Genomic DNA, 16343 nt, shown 5'->3' on the forward strand with positions numbered 1-16343 from the left:
GTTGGGTGTTTCCGGCGGCCGTCTCACACGCGACGCCGACGGTGGTGCGGCTACTGGTTCGGCTACTCGTCGATCAGGTGCACAGGGCCGTCGAGCGGCCCGCGGTCGAGCGCTTCCGCAATATGCGGAGGTACGCGGGGCACCTGCGTGGCGTGGAGCGTGAGCTCACCGCTCGCGAAGTCGATGACGACGGTGCCGTCCGGGTCGACGGTGGTGACACGTCCGTAGAGCGGCAGCTCAGGGTGTTTGACCCACTCGTGGACGGCGAGGGGTGGCAGGTGGTGTGGGCACAAACCGTGGTCGCGCAGGGAGAGGTGCGGGGCCGACGGGTGCCAGCAGGGTTCGCCGTCGGGGCGCGGGTGTTCGCAGCCGCGGGCGATGTGGCCGTAGCCGTCGCAGCGGATCAGTACGGGGCCGGGCCACGGTTCCAGGGCTCGTACGACGGCGAAGGTGACGGCGCCGCGCGGTCCCTGGTCGTGGTGTGCGACGTACTCGATGGTCAGGCTGATCGCCGTGGGCCAGGTCTTCAGCACGTTCGCCGCGATGGTCTGGGCGTGCACGGCGGGTACGGAAGGCACGGCTGACTGGCATTGAATGAGCAGGGACATGACACCTCATTCCCCGTGCGTGTTCGTCTGGGTGAAGGGGAGCAGGAGAAGCGCCGTGTGCGTCGCCGGGCCTCCGATGCGCACGAGGTGCTGGGCGCGAAGGTGCGGCAGGGCATGGATCTGCAGGACGAGTGCCGAGATCTGTCGCTCGGTCTCCTGCGGCCACAGCGAGTTTTCGCCGCTTGCCGGCCTCGGCCCGGCGATCACGTCGATGCTGAGCTTCGTGACGTCCGCGTGGTCAACGTTGAGTACCCGGCACCCGCGGCCGACGAACTCGACCGTGACCAGCCCAGCTTCCGGATGGTGCCCTCGTACGAGCTCGGCGAGCCGTGCAACCCGGTCGGCCGGAGGCAGGTCGAGTACCCAGCGCCGGTCCGGGGCGGGTCTCGGATCGGGCCGTACGGTGCTCCAAGCCGCCGAGTGCAATCCGGCGAGCGCGTCGCTCAGATCGTCGGCGAGTTCGTCCAGATCTAGGGCGGCAGTGGCGCCGTCCTGGCGTACGTCGAGAAGCTGCTCCTCCGTACCGTCATGGCGCGTGGTCCACAGGGCGTGCAGCTCGACCCTCCGGTCGTGCGCGGAGTGGTCGAAGGTCAGGTGCGTCGTCTCCGGGTACGCCTCGACGACGAGCGCGGCGACGTGGTCGAGGACGGCGATCTCGTAGTGGGCCTGTGCCTCGTTGAAGGCGTCGACGGCGAGCTTGCGGTGACGTAGGGCTGTGGTGGTTCGGATCGCTGCTGTGTTGGTCATCAGAGATGGGTCCTTCCGTGATCAGGTCAGGAGCGGGGCGAGGTCGCCTTGATGGAGTCCGGCTCGCGGTACGGGAACACCAGCTGCCACAGGTGCCCCTCGTGGTCCGAGGCGAAGTCCACGCACGGGGTGAGGTGTCGGCTGCGCAGGTGCGGCAGGGCGTAGAGCTGGCCGAGGAGGTGAGCGAGTTCGTGGGAGACGTCGTGCGGCCACAGGCTGTCGTCGGTCTCCGGCGAGCAGCGCGGGCACGGGATGCTGATCGTCTTGCCGCCGCTGAGCGTGAGCTGCTCGAAGCCGACCGCGATGCCGCCGTGGTCCACCTCGAAGCGGCAGATCAGGGACTCGGCGTCCGGGACATGGCGGCGGACGACTTCCGCGACGGTGGCGGCGCGGTCGGCCGCCGGGAGGACGACCCAGCGTCGGCGGTTGCGGTGCTCGTAGAGGGGGTGTGGCTGGACGACTCCCCAGCGCTGGAGCAGGGAGTGGGACAGGATCCGGCTGAGGTCCTCGACGAGTTCGTCCAGATCCAGCGGTCCGTCCTGCCAGTCCTCCGCCGCTTCGTCGTGCGGGTCGTACAGGAGGCGGCAGGTGTCACGTCCGGGCTCCTGGGCGCCCCAGATGCCGTGGAGCTCGATGTCGTCGGACGGGTGGAGGCTGACCTCCAGGTACGCGGCTTCGGGATGGGCGAGGCGTGCGCGGGCGGCGATGTCGTCGTGGAGCGCGAGGAAGAGCGTCTCGCCCGCCTGGACATAGGCGGCCGCGAGTTCAGGGATCGGGAGCTCGGTGGGGCGAAGTTGCTTGTTGCTCAAGGGAGTTGACTCCTGAAGAGGGATGGGTGGTCAGTGGGTGCGGCGGACGACGACGGCTGTCGCGTTGTCCGGGCCGTTGATGCCGGCCGCGCTGGCGAGGAGTTCGGCGCCCTCTGTGGGGTCGTCGTACTGGAGGGCGGCGACGATCGTCGGGTCGGTGAGGCTCTGGCTGACGCCGTCGGTGCACAGCAGGACGGCGACGGTGCTGCAGACGGGCAGGGACGTGGTCACGAACTCGTGGCGCGCGACGGTGCGCGTGACCTTGCGGTCGTACAGCGGCAGCGGACCGCGCTTGCCGGTGTGGCGGCGGATGCGCTCACCGAGCGAGTGGTCGTACGTGACTCGCTGGAGCTGCCCTTCGGTGGTGAGGACGTACGCGCGGCACACCCCTGCCCAGGCGATCTCGACGCGACTGTGGGACGGGTCGAACAACGCGGTGACGATGGACGCGTCCGCGGCGATCCCGCTGGCCGCCAGCTGGTTGCGGGCTCTCACGCAGCCGATCTCAGGCGTCGCGGCGAGCGCCGCGCCGGCGGCCTCCTCCGCGGTCAGGTCGGCCGCTTTGGCGGCTGCCGGTACGTCGCCGATGCCGTCGGTCACGGCGACGGCGATACGTCCGGTGGTCTGATCGCCTGCGACGGCGAACGCGTCAGCTTGGACTTCGCGGCGGCCTTGCCGTTGCGCGCCGCCTGCGCGCCAGGGTGTTCGGGACATGGCTGAACTCCTTTGCAGATGACAGGGGTTGGGCCGGGGCCGGGCATCGCGCCCGGCCCCGAGTGGGTGCTCCAAATGGCTGCTGTGGTGTTACGGCGCGCCGACCGCGGCCAGCGAGGCGGCGGCGGTGACGAACTGCGGGCAGGAGCCGAAGCGTTCGTGGAGCGTGTGCTCCTTCTCCCACTGGCCGCAGCGGACGCAGCCGGGCTGGGCGCGCCGCGGTGCGGGGCGGCCGACGTACACGCCGCGCAGGTCACCGTCGGTGAAGACGACGATGCCGGTGGCCTCTTCGAGGCAGGCCGCGCCCTGCCGGCGTGTGGTGGCCTCACGCACGGTGCGGCGCAGCAGGACTCCGGACCAGTCGAAGCCGGTGCAGTGGCCGTCTTGCGGGTCCTCGTACGTCACGCGGTACGCGGGGAACGTCGCCTCGGCGGAGTCGGTGATGGGGCGGGCCCAGAACTGGACAGGCCGGTCGTCCTCGCGTGGCTCGGGTGTGGGGGCGACGGCTGCAACGATGCGCATGATCACGTCGCCGTCGGGGAGCCCGGCGTGATGGGCAGCGCGGGTGCACAGTTCCTGGAAGCCGGAGACGCCGTAGGCGGCGAGCCACCGGTCGGGGGTCAGCTCTCTGCCGAAGTTGGCGCGGTAGTCGGCGCGGTCGCGGCGTTGCACGGCGGCGATGACGCTGACGGCGCGCTCGATGACGTCCGGGGCGATGCCGTACTTGGCGGCTTCGGCGTGCAGTAACTGTTCCCGGGTGGGCTGGTCCACGTCGCTTTCTCCTTACGTCAGGCGTGCGGGAAGGTGGGTGGCGGGGTGAAGTGCGCGGCCGCGGTGCCGTGCAGGACGTTCAGGCGCGCCGAGAGGCGCCGGCCGAGGGTGCGGCCGTGCATGGCGACGCCGCTCTCGTCGGTGACGGAGTCCAGGCACCAGCGGCGATGGCCGTCGTCGAGCGTGAACTCGTACAGCTCGCCGGGACGGGTGCCTCGCAGCGTCAGGACGCGTACGGGTCTGCCGTCCGGGGCGGTTCGGCGGGCGGGCGGGCCCTGGACGCGGGCGGCGATGACTATCGCGACGATGTCGGCCAGGGGGATGTTGCTCGTGCTGCTCATCGGTTTCCTCGTGCTCTGGTTGGGGCGCTCACTCGTGGCGCCTAGGGTCCTAGGTCTGTCACCACACATGTCGCGGACGCGCGAAAGCGCCGTACGCGATCAGAGGTCCCGATACAGGTCGGGACGGCCAGTGACCTCACGCAGGGCGCAGACGAGGAGGCGGCCGGCGCCCTCGACGCCGAGGACCTCGGTGATGAACTGCACCGGAGTGACCGTACGGCCGAGAGTCTCGCCGTAGGCGCCGGCCAGGGCTTCGCCGATTGCGCGCGCCTGCTCCTGGGCCTGAGCGAACTGCTGAGAGGTGACGCCCTGGTCGGCGAGTTTCGCGGTGAGCGCCCGCCGTTCGTCGGGGGTGAGATGTCTGAACACCGGTCGAATCCTCCGAGTTGGAATGGGTCGATTTGCAATGTTGATAACATTTTATCAACATTGATCAACTGGCGTCAAGTGTTCTTTATGTCGACTGGAGCGCTCCCGAGGCCCTGACCTCTGCCTTTCCTGATGCCCTCACGCGCGGCACGCCTCAGGCCGTCCAGAGCACCCCGAGCCTTGAGTTCCGCCGCGCGGGCTCGGTGAGCCCGGTCCTCCTCGAACCACTGGCGGTCCCGGCCGCGGGCTCGCTCGTCCTTCTCGAGCTTCTGCTGAGCCGCAGCAGCGGCGCGACGGGCACGTGGACTGGTGCCGCAGCCACGGCAGTTGGCAGCGGGGGCATCGGGGTGGACCGCGCAGCCGCCGGTCCCGTCGCGACCGCCACCGTCCGCCGGGGGTAGGGGGGTATTTCTCTGGTGGTTCTCTGACGGTTCCCCGGCCAAAGTGGCCGGTTCCCTCGGGGGTTTTGGCCGCTGGTCAGACTGGCCGGTGGCCGTTTTGGCCGCCTGCTTTGCCCGCCTCCTGCCGCCTTCCTTCCCGCCCGGAGCCGACGCGGCGGGACCGGCCGCCGTCGTGCCCGACGATGGTGGTGCCAGCGGGCGCGGGGCATGGATCGTGTAACGGTTGCTGGTACGGCGCCCGTCCGAGAAACGGGCGTGCGACACGATGAACCCCTGCTCCTCCAGCCACTCAAGGTGCCGCCGTACGGTGCGCTCTCCTTGACTCGTCTTCGCCGCCAGCGTGGCCTGCCCGGGAAAGCACGACCACGACTCATCGGCGAAGTCGCACAGGGCAAGCAGCACGAGCTTCGCGCCCGGCTTGGAGATGTTCTGCCGGAAGGCCCAGGCCATGGCCTCGATACTCAACGCCCCTCCTCCTCGTCCGTTGCTCTTCCGTGGTCAGGAGGTCTCGGGCATACGCGTGACGCCGATGGTGCGGGAGGTGCGTCCGCCCGGCTTCAGCGGGACGTCGAGTCCGAGATCCTCGAGGATGCGCTGCATCGCGGCGGCGTCGGGCTCGGGCGGGCGCGGGTTGCCGCCGGACCAGGAGAGCTGGAAGTTGCCGTAGGCGCCGGCGTCGGCGGCGTCCAGCATCTTGCGGGCCTTGGCCTTACGTTTCTTCGCGGCGCTCTCGATTTCGGCGGCGTCGGCATACGCGCTCAGTGCGTCGGTGATGGACGCGGTGTCCTCGGCGAGGATCGTCTGCGGGGCACGGCCGTCGTCCGCCAGTCGGTCGAGTTGCCAACAGGTGCTCTTGAACGGGCAGTTGTCGCAGATCACCGACAGGCCGGGGCCGTCGAGGTCGCGCGGCATGGCCTCGGGTTCCGGACTCTCGAGAACGTCCTCGGCCCAGGCGAGCGCCTGCCGCGTGACGTCCTCGTCGTACGCGCGCTGGTGGACGACGACCTGCCCGTACTCGCGCCCGACGTAGCGCAGCCGTACGACGTCGACCTCCAGGGGTTTGCCGGTCGGCAGGTGTGGGTGCTCGGTGAGGCCGCCGGTGCGCAACAGGTAGGCGTACAGATGGACTTGGAACCATTCGTGCTGGCTTGGCCCCTGTCGTACGACGACGTCGAGCGCGCGGGTGGACTTGGTCTTGACGTCCTCGACGACGCCGGGGACCTGTCCGCTCGGCGTCCAGTAGGCGTCGGCGTGGCCGAGGATGACGCCGTTGGTGAGCTCCAGTTCGGTGTGAGCGCCGTACTGCTCGGCGAGCACGCGCAGGATTCCGTCGTGCAGCCAGGTGCCGAGGATCGCGGCGTGCATGTTGTCGTCGAGGTCGGTCGGCCAGGTGCCGTGCACCTCGTACGCGGCGCGGCGTCTACACAGGCCGATGGAGGACGGGCCGAGCTGTCGTTGCCGGGAACGGGGCCGGGAGCGGTCGTCGCGATGTGATCCCTTCCAAAGGTCGGGGACCGGGACTGTGCTGGAGTCGACGGACGCGTCGGTGGATGCGTCAACCCTGTCGATGGGCATGAGTTCTCGCACTCTGTCGGGCCCGAGCCGGGCTCTGTCGGGAAGACGGCCCGCTCCAACGGCGGGCCGGGCATGGCTACTTCGCGGCGCGCGCCGAGGTGCCGCGCGTATTCGTGGCGCGGGCGGTCGCCTTCTTGGCCGCCACCATCTTCTTCGCGGTCTTCGTGGCCGGGGCCGCCTTGCGCGCCGATCCCTTTCTGCGAGCGGGGGCTTCGGAGGCAGGGGTGCCGCCCGAATCGCCGTCCGTGGTGTCGGCGGCGGAGGCCAGGGCGTCGGCGAGCTCGCCCAACTGCTCTGTGCTGGCGTCCTGGAACGAGACCTCGAAGACGTCGAAACAACGGTCGTTGACAGCGTCAAAGCCCAGGCCGAGCTGCTGTGCAGTCCTCTGGACGCGGGCTCGGGCCTCTTCCAGCTTGTCGCGTTCGTTCTCCGCCGAGGCCATACGGTCCTCGGCGTCGCCGACTGCGGACGACTCGGCGGCCTCCGCGGCGCGCTGCGCCTCCCCCGCCGCTTCCGCCTCCGCGTCACTGCTCGGCTCGGCCGATTCAACAACCTCGCCGTCCACAACGCCCGTGGCGGACTGGCCAGTTGACGATTCCTTCGGCCGCTGCTCCTGCTCCTCCGCAGACCGAAGACGAGCCACTGCCGCCTTCACACCCTCGCGGAACTCGGCAACGTCGGCGGCGTGCATCTCCTCGTCGACGTGCAGCCCGGACAGGTCCGCCGGGCAGGCCCGACGCAGCGCGAGCGCCTCGGCAACCTTGCTCAACTGGCTGGCGGGCATCTGCGGCCACAGCCCGCCGAGCTTGTACTCCTGGGCCTCGTAGTCCCACACCTTCGGCGCGTACTCCCGCCAGTGGGCGACGGCGGGAAACCGTGATTCTCCGCGCCAGACGACGACCCGGCACGCGGCTGGCGGCTCATCACGCAGCCACACCGTGTGCTCTCCGCCCTCGGCGTCGTACCAGACGAAGTCCTCGTACGCGATGGACTGCCCGGCCCGGTCGGCGGCCCGGCGCGCGATGAGCCGGTAGCCGTCGATGCCGGTCTGGATCGTCCAGCGGATCTCACCGCGCGACTTGCGCTTGATCATGTAGATCTGCCGGCCGAACGGATCGAGCCCGGACGCCTTGCAGTAGTGGAAGAAGATCCCCAGCTGCGCCGGACTGGCCTCCACCAGATCCGGGAACGCCGCGCGCAGCGCGCGTAACTGCTGGTCCTCAAACGCCTTCTGGTCCTCGCGGATCGCGAGCCAGGTGACCGGAGCGTCGGCCACATCCCCTCCAAACACACTGAACCCCTTCGAAGCCTGCAACTGTCGCAACATATGTCACGATCAATTGAAGTTGATAAAAATCTATTTCACTGGATCTCGACCGTCAAGTTTGTACTCACTCATCGCCGCCCGCACGTAAGCTGCGCAACTGGAACACGCCCGCCCACTCCGGATGCCGCGCGCACAGCAGGCGCGCATAGCGCGAGGTGTAGTTGTTGTTGAGGCGAAACGGCTCTCCGCCCGCGAGGCGCGGTGACGACCAACGGAGCAGCTCGAAAAGAGCCTTGATCCCGATCTGGCCGCCCCCATCCCGGACCCATTGCGCGGTGAGCTCCTCCAGCGCCTCGAAGATCCACGGATGCGAGGCGTGAAACGCCTCGAAGCGCTCATCGAGCGTCGGTTCACGGCGAGGCTGCGGCCACTCCGGCGCGGCTGCCCCAAGCGGAAGCTCTTGCTGTCGGTACACGCACGTCACCCCAATACGTACGGTGCATTACCTGAACACATGTCGATCACACCTTAGAGGTGCGTATCGAGCCTTGTGTAGACCGGCGGCCTTCCTGGAGAGGTTCCTGGCCGCGTGTTACTCCACGTCTCCCACTAGCGTCTCCCATGTCCTGGGAGGTAAGCCCCTTTACCTAAGACGTACTTATAGACACGGGAACTATGAGCGTGCCACTATCGCCCCAGTCGCCAAACGGGCGGTCCAAAAAGAGGGGGAGTAATGACGCAGGCAGACCAGGAGTTCATCTCTGTGCCCGTCCCGCGTGAGCACGTCACGAAGGTGTACGCGTTCCTTGCCGAGCTCGCGGGCACGGCGGAGTCGGCGTCTGGTGGCGAAGCGGTCGCCGAAGCCGACGGCAAGTACCCATACGTGGAATGGAGTCTGGAAGACCTGCGTAGACTCCCGAAGACCCGGATGGCTTCGGTCCAGACGGCGGTCGGCGTGATGGACATCCTGGCTGAGCGGCCGGGCAGCAAGATGAGCTATACGTCCCTGTCCGACCTGCTTGGCCTCAAGCCCAAGCAGCTTCAGGGGGCGCTCGCAGCCTTCACCCGTCACATCCACAAGGAGTACGGCCGGAGGAACTGGCCGTTGGAGTGGGCTGAGGCTGCTGCGACGGACAACCCCGACTTCAGGACGGAGTCCTTCTACACGATGGACGAGAGCATTGCCCGTCTCTGGAAGGACGTACGAGCGACGTAGTGAGGCGACGACGCCGGGCCACCTCGGCGTCGTCGCCTCATCTTGGAGACGCCTCAAGAAGGCCCGTCCATGATCGTGTACGAACGCGTGGCAACACGGCGCACGCGAAGCAGCGTGCGGCCGACTCCATGCCCGAATCGGTGGTGCAGACGACGAAGTGGCAGCCGGACCGTACGAAGAGGGGGCGAGGGGACGCTCCCTCAAGACCGGGAGGTCACGGCAACGGTGTGTGATGAGCCCGGGACTGAGCCGCCGGGTGCGGCCAGTCGTGCCAGGACCATATTGGGTATGCGCCCCCTTGTGCGGCTGCGCGCCGATCGATGCGCGCAGTTCGGTAGCTATGGTCATTCGCAAGGTCGGGGTAGAACTCCGACAAGAAAAAGGCCCTCAGCGCGATCGGCTTCCCAACCATCAACGCGCTGAAGGCCCAACCCCAGGCGAACCTGAAAGGTGATACGGATGACCGTACCTCAGTGTGTGAATGCCCCCGACGGGGGCTGGACACACGGCGCAAAGACGTGGAACCGGGTGGTCGTCATCGTGACGATCACAGTAATCGTGACGGCGTGCGCCGGGCTGAGCCCCGAGTGGGTCACGGCTGCCGCCACCCTGCTCACCGTATGTGGCACCGTATCGGCGATGCCTGAGCAGCGATAGGCGCACCGGGGTGCCCCGTCATGCAGCGGGGCACCCTGACAGCCCGTCCTCTAGGGCAGGTCATGGGACCCCGGGTCCGGTCTTCGGCTGCGTCCGCATGATGGCGCGATGGACGGCTCCCATGCGGTGGCTCATGGCGGATCGGGTTGACCGGTCGCTTCAGGGTCCGGTCGCTGCGGCAGCCCCCGCGCCGTGGAAGCACGGGGGTCAGCGTTTGACGCGGTTGCGGACGGCCAGGACCGCCAGGCCCAGTAGGACGGGCTCGGTCACGCGGGACGCCATCTCGATGTAGGTGCCGACGGTGGTCAGGTCCTGTCCGGAGGAGCGGAACACCACTGAATTGAGCGTGACGTTCAGGGCCTTCTCGAAGCGCTCGCCCGTGAACCTGTCCCCCGTGGGGTTCTGGAGATCCGCCTTGTCGATCTCGAAAGAGACCTTGCCACCGCCGGGCGGCACGGTGCCGGTCGCTTCCTGCTTCGGGGAGTCCTTCGAAAGCCCGAAGCCCATCAGCAGCATGATGGTGATGAGCATGGCGGCAGCAAGCCAGCCCAGGGCTCGGGATGCGCGCAGGCCATAGCCGGACAGCATCCAGTAGCCGTTCAGCAGTCCGCGTTCGGCGGGGCTGGTGCCGGTGCGGTCGTGGCGGCGCATCTCCATCTCGCCGTAATAGAAATCCGCTGCCCCCGGCTCGTCCTTGCCGTCCTCGAACGCCTTGCGCAGCGCCCGGTACACCGGCGCCAACTGCGCCGGCCCGACGCGTCCGGCGTCGAACACCGCCACGTTCCAGCCCCGGACTGCTCCCGGCCGGCTGGCGCGCCAGTGATGTTCTTCGGCGAGGGTGCGGCGCTGGGTGAACCGCACGGGGTGCCAGCGCAGCGTGTTGAGCGGGACCTTGTCGAAGGAGCAGAGACCCTCCAGCCGCAGTTGGTCCAGATGCACGGTCCCGGTGAACAGGCACCCCGACAGGTCGACGTCGGCGAGGACCAGATGCGCGGCGTCAACGCCACGCAGCGAGGCTATGCGCACCGTGGCGTCGGGCGCGTCGGGCGCGTCGGGCGCGTCGGGCGCGTCGGCAACAGCCTGTTCTGCCACCGGCTGTCCCTCGGGGAGCAGGAAGGGGGAGGGCTCCGCGGCGATCGTGAGGGGGTACTCGAAGACGGCGTGGGCGAAGTCCACCGTGGCGTAGCGCAGACGCAACTCGGCCGTTGACGACCAGCGGGTCCGCCGACACTCCAGGCGCAGCGCGGCGAACGAGAGGGTTACCGGGCCGCCGAACACCGCCCCGGACAACTTCACCCGACCGGCGCACACCAACGGCCCGAGGCTGACCGACTGCTCGAAAACCGCCTGCTCGAACCGGGCGTCACGCTCGAAGGTCGCCGACTCGAACTCGGTGGTGTCCTGGAAGATCGCCCACTTGAACTCGGCGGTGCGCTGGAAGATCGCCAACTCGAACACGGCGACACCCTGGAAGGTCGCCGACTCGAACTCAGCGTAGCCCCGGAAGGTCGCCGACTTGAACACGGCGGTGCGCTGGAAGATCGCCGACCCGAATCTGGCGTGGCCCTGGAAGATCGCCGACCTGAACCAGACGTCGCGCTCGAAGATCGCCGAGTCGAATCTGGCGTGGCCCTGGAAGGTCGCCGACCCGAACGAGGCGGTGCCCTCGAAGGTCGCCGAGTCGAATCTGGCGTGGCCCTGGACGGTCGCCGACCCGAACCACGCATCGCCCTCAAAGGTCGCCGACTCGAACCAGGCGAGCCCCTCGAAGGTCGCCGACTCGAACACGGCGCGGCCCTGGAAGGTCGCCGACTCGAACCGGGCGGTGCCCTCGAAGGTCGCCGACTCGAACACGGCGTGGCCATGGAAGGTCGCCGACTCGAACCGGACGCTGCCGAGGCGAGGGTGCCCTGTGGTGGGGTCGCGGAGGGCACCGAGGAGGGCGTCGAGAAGGGGGGCGGTAAAGGAGGTGCCGCGGTGGTCGATGTCGGCGCCGGGGGTCAGGCCGGCCAGGTAGGCATCCCGGTCGGCGTCGCCCAGATGGGCGAGGCACGCGCTATGGCCGGGGACGTGGATGCCGCGGCAGCCGACGGGGTCCTCCGGCGTGGTGCCGTGGCCACAGTGCGGCCACTCAGGCGGAGTTGGGGACGGTTCGGGGCTCGGATGTGACATACCTGAAGGACGATCAAGCACGGCCGGATAGTTGCCCCCCTCGTCTCCGAAGCCGCCGCAGACTGAAATCTTCGCTGCGGCACCGAACGACGTACTGAAAAGATCGTGCGCAGGGCAACTGCATCATGCCCAGACAGTGCTGCCAACCCGGTGAACCATCCCGGTCAGGAGCACGGGCCCCGGCACATGCAGATGTGCCCGGACCCGGGATCAGCGCTTCGGCCGTACGGTCATGGAGAAGCCGGCGTTCAGGAGTTCCGCCGCGAACGCCGCGACATCCTCCGCCGAGTCCTGGCCCGGCCGGAACGTTCGCGCCTCTGGCAAGGGCGTGGGCGTCGGCTTGGGCTCGGCAGACGGTTTGCGCCCGCGGGGCTTGATCTGCTCGCGCTCGCCCGCCCGAATCCGGTCGATACCTTCCTGGACCGTGGTACGCCCGCGCTGCTCAGCGTCCTCGAGCACGGTTTCCAGCAGCCACAGCGGCGAGCCCGAGACCATCGCGTCCTCGGCCGCGAAGCTCTTGCGGACCCGCCACTGGTAGACGTCCATGTACTTCTTGCCGAAGACCCAAGGGATCTCCTTCAGCCCCACGATGTCAGGGAGTTCGGCCGCGTCGGCGACTTCGTACCCGCCATCGATGCCGGCCTTGTACTCCTTCAGCCGCCCCGGCAGGTACTCCCGTGCCCCGTCCTCCGCGAGCCCGAGCACGGTCGGCAGCAACCAGTACGGATTCCCGGAGATGACGGCGTCCGGCTCGCCCAGTACGCCGCGCGTCTTCCAGAGCTGCGAGGTCTGCCGTTCCACTCCGTAGAGGAACGCGATCTCCGCGTGCCCCAATAGATAGGGGAACCGCTTCTCCGCCACAGCACCCTCCGGAACTTCGACTCCATAAAACTGACTTGATGCATCAAGCATAGTTGCTCGAAATCCCGACTGATCATCTGGGCTTCACGCAGAGTCCGGCTCCTGGCTGATGAGTCCGGTGGCTCGGACAGAGCCCCCTCCTCCCGCACCCACACCGACGGATTCCCGGCCCGACGAACGCCACCCGGCATTCCTTCTCGGGACCGGTCCCGCCCGACGTTCTGATACTTGACCCATGTGGTGGAGACGACGAAGGCAGCCCACGTACGAGCCGGGCACCCGGGCGTACGGCGAGTGGCGCCCGTACGCTGACACCGTCGAGGGCGGCTCCTTCGTCGTGGACAGGAAGGACAACGGCCAGATTTACGAGGTGTACTGGGTCAAGACCGAGGCCGTCGCGCTGGAGTACCTGCGCCGCCGGGACGTTCGCCTGGAGGGCTTCTACGTGATCGTGGAGACGCCGTTCCGCAACCTCGGCCGCGACATGGTCATGATCTTCGACGAGGCTGACGGCGCCCTGCTCGAGATCGCCGAGCGCACGCCGCTCCCGGAGTTGACGGCATCGCCGACCCACTGCGCCCGCTGCGGCTATCCGATCCTGCCAGCCATCTCCCACTTCAAGTTCCCCTGCGACGACCCGGACTGCGGCCACCCCTGGCACACCGCAGACTTCGCACAGACCGCCGACGAGGTGATCCTGGCCGGGTGGGGGTACCGCTGCACGAAGTGCCGGAGCGCCGCCTGCCGGGCCTGCTATGAGGCCACAGGCAGCGAGAACCAGGCGACCACACACGGCTTCCTGCTCGAGCCCGGCGACGAGCGGCCGCATCCGGCCGACGAGATCATGCTCCGCCTTTGCTGGATATGCCGGAGCCCCGTCACGGTCTTCGACGAGTGACCGGACGCAGGTTGACGCTCAGCCGGTGAGAACCTGAATGAGGAACCACACGGCGACGCCCGTCCACCCGACGGCGAAGATCGCGCGACCCGGACGGGCGTGGACGCGGAACCAGGCGCGCATGCGCTCGGAGAGGGTGTTGCCGTCTTCGATGTCCACCAGGGTGAACAGTTCGTAGGCGAAGCCGAGTACCAGCAGGTTGGCCCAGAACAGGTCGGGCATGGTCGATCCGGTCTCCTTGTCCTGTGGGAGGGTCTGTAATCCGGCGCCGTCAGCGGCCAGTTGCCGACCAGATGGCGACGCCGAGTGCGGCAAGGCCGGTCAGCGTGCTGATAGCGGGGAGGGGCCACCGGGTGCGTTCGAGGGCGGTGACGCGGGCGTCCAGCTCCTCGACGGCCTTGTCGATCTGGTCCGATCGCTGGACCAGGAGCGCGAGTTGGCCGTCGATGCGCGCGAGCCCGACTTCGAGGGCGCGGCGGAGTTCGGCGAGCTCCAGGGCGATCTCTCCGTCGGGCATCGCGACTGCTCCGGTGGTCAGTTGAGGGTGGTGGAGGCGGGGTCGGTTCTGGCGGGGAGCCACGACGCCGTGCCGGCGCGGCCGAGGAGCGAACCGACGGCTCCCTTGAGCACGGCGAGGCCGGCTGGGATCGCGGCGATGGCTGCCGACTCGAGGGCGGACAGGGTGATGAGGTTGGTCGTGCCGGAGGCGAGGAGGAGGCCGAGGAACGCCTCGACGTACGTCAGGACGGTGCGCTCGGCGATGTCGGCGACGAGCTTGGACGCGCTGTTGATGGTGGCCATGGGGCAGGGGTCCTCTCGGGGTGTGGGTCAGGGATTGGGGACGCGGAGCTTGGCCCAGCTCGTCGGGCCCGGGATGCCGTCGGCGTCGTCGCCGGAGTAGCGGAGCTTGCGCTGCCAGGCGGCGTACGAGCGGCGGTCGGCGTCGGTCCAGTTGGGGCCGGGGCCCTTGGCGTACTTGCCGCAGCCCTCGGCGACCAGCCGCTTGCCCATCGCGGTGATCAGGGCGGAGCGGCGGCCGACGCGGAAGTAGTCGGCGCCGGGGAACGGCGCATACTCCGGCTCGTCTTCCGTGTCCGGGTCCGGCTTGGTGATGAGAAGCTCGGCAACTGCCGTACGGAAGTCGTCCATCGCGATGCCCGCGGGGTCCGGCTTGCCGGGCTGCCACTCCTTGTGGGCGATGACTGAGCGCGCCGTCCAGCCGTGTGCCCGGCACAGGGCTGCGCTGACCTTGTGCATGGCGTCCAGCTGGGCCGCGGGCCATGCTTGTCCGCCGCCGGTGTTGATGCACTCGAAGCCGTAGAAGTGCGGGTTGCCGTCCGTGTTGGCCTCGTTGTCTGGCGGCAGGGTCTTCTCGGCGATGACGGCCCTGAGTACGTCGTCGTCGCCGGAACCGGCGTGGTTGGCGCGACCGTAGCCGACCAGGTGGACAGTGCCGGAGCGGTCGATGACGCCGTGGCACAGCGGGCCGGGCAGCGAGGTGTAGCCGGTGCGGCAGAGCTCCACCATGCCGGCCTCGGTGGAGTACGGGCCGGTGTGGTGGATCATGACGCCGTGGACCGGGCCCCAGGCGCCCTTGTGGTTGCGATTGTTGGTGCGCCAGTTGCCGTGCTCGACGACGCGGGCACCGGACTTCTTCAGGACGGCCAGGAACTGGTCTGCGGACAGTGGCAGGGCCACGTCGGGACGCCTTCTCCCCCGCGCCTCCGTGCAGTTGAACAGCGCCAGGAGCCAACTGGCGGTCCCTCGGAGCGAAGCCGTGTCTGGCAGGGCGGAGGGTCGCCCAGCGCGCGGAGCCTACCGCATCACAGGAACGCCACCCCGGCCTCGCGAAACACGAGGCCAGGCGGAAGCTCCGGTGCAGACAACGCGGCTCTCTGCACATCGTCTGGATGATGTGCAGAGAGCCGACGTCTGTCAGGAGTCGTAGGCGATGTCGAGTTCGCTGGCGTAGGAGGAGTCCTCGACGGCGGTCTCGTCCTGAGCAGCGGAGGACCTGCTGATCCCGTCGAACAACGAGTACTTGAAGCTGAAGCCGAGGTTCGCGGTTCCTGGGCGGCCGCCTACGTTCACTCGGAACTTGCAGCTTCCGTACAGCGTGTACTCCTTGTTGCGCCGGTTGTTGGGGACCGACGAGTGCCAGAAGTAGCTGACGGCGACGTTGGTGTGCCGGTCATGGTAGGGGAGCTGCATATGGCCAGCCGTGCACGTCATCCTCCCCGTCGCGATAGCCCGTACCGCCGGAGAGATACGGAAAGACCACGCCATGTGGGCCGGCCTGCCGACGGTGCCGGCCATGTTCACTTGTCCCGTGAAAGTGCCGTTGCGGTCTGTGCGCTTGTAGGACGGGTCGGACATCTTGAACGTGTGCTTGGCCTGGTTGACCGCGGCGTTGGCCGGGGCGAGACCGAGAGCGAGAACCGCGGCAAGCGCCGCCGAGCCGACCGCAGCGGCTCTTCTGGTGGATATGAAAGACACGAAATTCCTGTCTGCTTACGCACAGCGGCAGAGACCATCCGGCCACTCTGCGTGACTGATAGGACTGATCCGATCGGTTGCCGATGCGCGATCAGGAATCGAAGTCGATGTCCAGGCTCGATGAGTAGCCCGGACCGTCATCCCCGTTTGACTGGCGGCGTGCTCCGGCCTCGGGCCAGACGCACACGGCGCGCCAGTGGTATTCATCCTGCTCGGCCTCCTCGGCCGAGAAAGTGACAGACTGACCAGCGGTCAATTCGCGGAAGCCCTCGGCCTGGATAGCCGAGAAATGTGCCCACACCCTCTCCGGAAGGGCATCAGAGGCAAGAACTCCCCACCCCTCGTCGCGGTGCCACTCGAGCACGTGGCCAGCAAACACGTCTCCGGACGTCTCGGGCATGCTCCCCTGTCCCCCTTTTGCGTCATCGGCGTATCGCCGTC

22 protein-coding genes are annotated in these 16343 nt (G+C 68.3%); 3 read left to right on the forward strand and 19 right to left on the reverse strand.

From position 1 onward, the window contains the following. Positions 1-62: 62 nt before the first annotated feature. The 11 genes from ABD357_RS35270 to ABD357_RS35315 all read right to left on the reverse strand — a co-directional run bounded on the left by ABD357_RS35270 (position 63) and on the right by ABD357_RS35315 (position 8077). Positions 63-608, reverse strand: a complete 546-nt coding sequence (locus ABD357_RS35270) for a hypothetical protein (protein ID WP_344395321.1) — start codon at positions 606-608, stop codon at positions 63-65. 6 nt (positions 609-614) lie between these two features. After that, positions 615-1355, reverse strand: coding sequence for a hypothetical protein (locus tag ABD357_RS35275; protein ID WP_344395323.1), 741 nt, complete (start codon positions 1353-1355; stop codon positions 615-617). Positions 1356-1381: 26 nt separating this feature from the next. After that, positions 1382-2164 carry a hypothetical protein gene (locus tag ABD357_RS35280; protein ID WP_344395325.1) on the reverse strand — a complete coding sequence of 261 codons (783 nt, stop codon included), beginning with the start codon at positions 2162-2164 and terminating at the stop codon, positions 1382-1384. A gap of 30 nt (positions 2165-2194) precedes the next feature. Further along, positions 2195-2878 (reverse strand): PP2C family protein-serine/threonine phosphatase, encoded by a 684-nt coding sequence (locus ABD357_RS35285; RefSeq protein ID WP_344395327.1) that lies wholly within the window; start codon positions 2876-2878, stop codon positions 2195-2197. A gap of 90 nt (positions 2879-2968) precedes the next feature. Then, positions 2969-3649 (reverse strand): hypothetical protein, encoded by a 681-nt coding sequence (locus ABD357_RS35290; RefSeq protein ID WP_344395329.1) that lies wholly within the window; start codon positions 3647-3649, stop codon positions 2969-2971. A gap of 17 nt (positions 3650-3666) precedes the next feature. After that, positions 3667-3990 (reverse strand): hypothetical protein, encoded by a 324-nt coding sequence (locus ABD357_RS35295; RefSeq protein WP_344395331.1) that lies wholly within the window; start codon positions 3988-3990, stop codon positions 3667-3669. Between the two features lie 99 nt (positions 3991-4089). After that, positions 4090-4359: a hypothetical protein gene (locus ABD357_RS35300; RefSeq protein WP_344395333.1), complete on the reverse strand. Its 270-nt coding sequence runs from the start codon at positions 4357-4359 to the stop codon at positions 4090-4092. A gap of 74 nt (positions 4360-4433) precedes the next feature. Then, a complete protein-coding gene (locus ABD357_RS44940) occupies positions 4434-5210 on the reverse strand; it encodes a helix-turn-helix domain-containing protein (RefSeq protein ID WP_425585159.1) in 777 nt (258 codons plus the stop codon). Between the two features lie 48 nt (positions 5211-5258). Next, a complete protein-coding gene (locus tag ABD357_RS35305; RefSeq protein WP_344395334.1) occupies positions 5259-6335 on the reverse strand; it encodes a PD-(D/E)XK nuclease family protein in 1077 nt (358 codons plus the stop codon). Between the two features lie 76 nt (positions 6336-6411). Further along, the gene (locus ABD357_RS35310) at positions 6412-7611 is read right to left on the reverse strand and encodes a recombinase RecT (RefSeq protein WP_344395335.1); all 1200 of its coding nucleotides are present in this window, start codon (positions 7609-7611) and stop codon (positions 6412-6414) included. 115 nt (positions 7612-7726) lie between these two features. Beyond that, positions 7727-8077: a hypothetical protein gene (locus ABD357_RS35315; RefSeq protein ID WP_344395336.1), complete on the reverse strand. Its 351-nt coding sequence runs from the start codon at positions 8075-8077 to the stop codon at positions 7727-7729. A 258-nt stretch (positions 8078-8335) separates the two neighbouring features. Between ABD357_RS35315 and ABD357_RS35320 the strand changes: the two genes are divergently transcribed. Further along, positions 8336-8818, forward strand: coding sequence for a hypothetical protein (locus tag ABD357_RS35320; RefSeq protein WP_344395337.1), 483 nt, complete (start codon positions 8336-8338; stop codon positions 8816-8818). 459 nt (positions 8819-9277) lie between these two features. Further along, positions 9278-9475 carry a hypothetical protein gene (locus tag ABD357_RS35325; protein ID WP_344395338.1) on the forward strand — a complete coding sequence of 66 codons (198 nt, stop codon included), beginning with the start codon at positions 9278-9280 and terminating at the stop codon, positions 9473-9475. 207 nt (positions 9476-9682) lie between these two features. On the opposite strand, the gene ABD357_RS35330 is transcribed toward ABD357_RS35325, so the two are convergent. Beyond that, the gene (locus ABD357_RS35330; protein WP_344395339.1) at positions 9683-11647 is read right to left on the reverse strand and encodes a pentapeptide repeat-containing protein; all 1965 of its coding nucleotides are present in this window, start codon (positions 11645-11647) and stop codon (positions 9683-9685) included. Positions 11648-11857: 210 nt separating this feature from the next. Then, positions 11858-12508, reverse strand: coding sequence for a hypothetical protein (locus tag ABD357_RS35335; protein ID WP_344395340.1), 651 nt, complete (start codon positions 12506-12508; stop codon positions 11858-11860). Between the two features lie 235 nt (positions 12509-12743). Here ABD357_RS35335 and ABD357_RS35340 point away from each other — a divergent pair, with 235 nt between their 5' ends. After that, a complete protein-coding gene (locus ABD357_RS35340; protein WP_344395341.1) occupies positions 12744-13406 on the forward strand; it encodes a hypothetical protein in 663 nt (220 codons plus the stop codon). A gap of 18 nt (positions 13407-13424) precedes the next feature. On the opposite strand, the gene ABD357_RS35345 is transcribed toward ABD357_RS35340, so the two are convergent. The 6 genes from ABD357_RS35345 to ABD357_RS35370 all read right to left on the reverse strand — a co-directional run bounded on the left by ABD357_RS35345 (position 13425) and on the right by ABD357_RS35370 (position 16302). Further along, the gene (locus ABD357_RS35345; protein ID WP_344395342.1) at positions 13425-13628 is read right to left on the reverse strand and encodes a hypothetical protein; all 204 of its coding nucleotides are present in this window, start codon (positions 13626-13628) and stop codon (positions 13425-13427) included. A 49-nt stretch (positions 13629-13677) separates the two neighbouring features. Then, entirely contained in the window at positions 13678-13923 is a 246-nt protein-coding gene (locus ABD357_RS35350; RefSeq protein ID WP_344395343.1) for a hypothetical protein, read from the reverse strand. A gap of 17 nt (positions 13924-13940) precedes the next feature. Beyond that, the gene (locus ABD357_RS35355) at positions 13941-14207 is read right to left on the reverse strand and encodes a hypothetical protein (protein ID WP_344395344.1); all 267 of its coding nucleotides are present in this window, start codon (positions 14205-14207) and stop codon (positions 13941-13943) included. A gap of 27 nt (positions 14208-14234) precedes the next feature. Next, positions 14235-15104, reverse strand: a complete 870-nt coding sequence (locus ABD357_RS35360; protein WP_344395345.1) for a peptidoglycan-binding protein — start codon at positions 15102-15104, stop codon at positions 14235-14237. 237 nt (positions 15105-15341) lie between these two features. Then, the gene (locus ABD357_RS35365; RefSeq protein WP_344395346.1) at positions 15342-15902 is read right to left on the reverse strand and encodes a hypothetical protein; all 561 of its coding nucleotides are present in this window, start codon (positions 15900-15902) and stop codon (positions 15342-15344) included. Positions 15903-15993: 91 nt separating this feature from the next. Next, a complete protein-coding gene (locus ABD357_RS35370; RefSeq protein WP_344395347.1) occupies positions 15994-16302 on the reverse strand; it encodes a cold-shock protein in 309 nt (102 codons plus the stop codon). Between the last annotated feature and the right edge of the window lie 41 nt (positions 16303-16343).

It is taken from the genome of Streptomyces vastus (assembly GCF_039532825.1).
GTDB classification, from domain to species: domain Bacteria; phylum Actinomycetota; class Actinomycetes; order Streptomycetales; family Streptomycetaceae; genus Streptomyces; species Streptomyces vastus.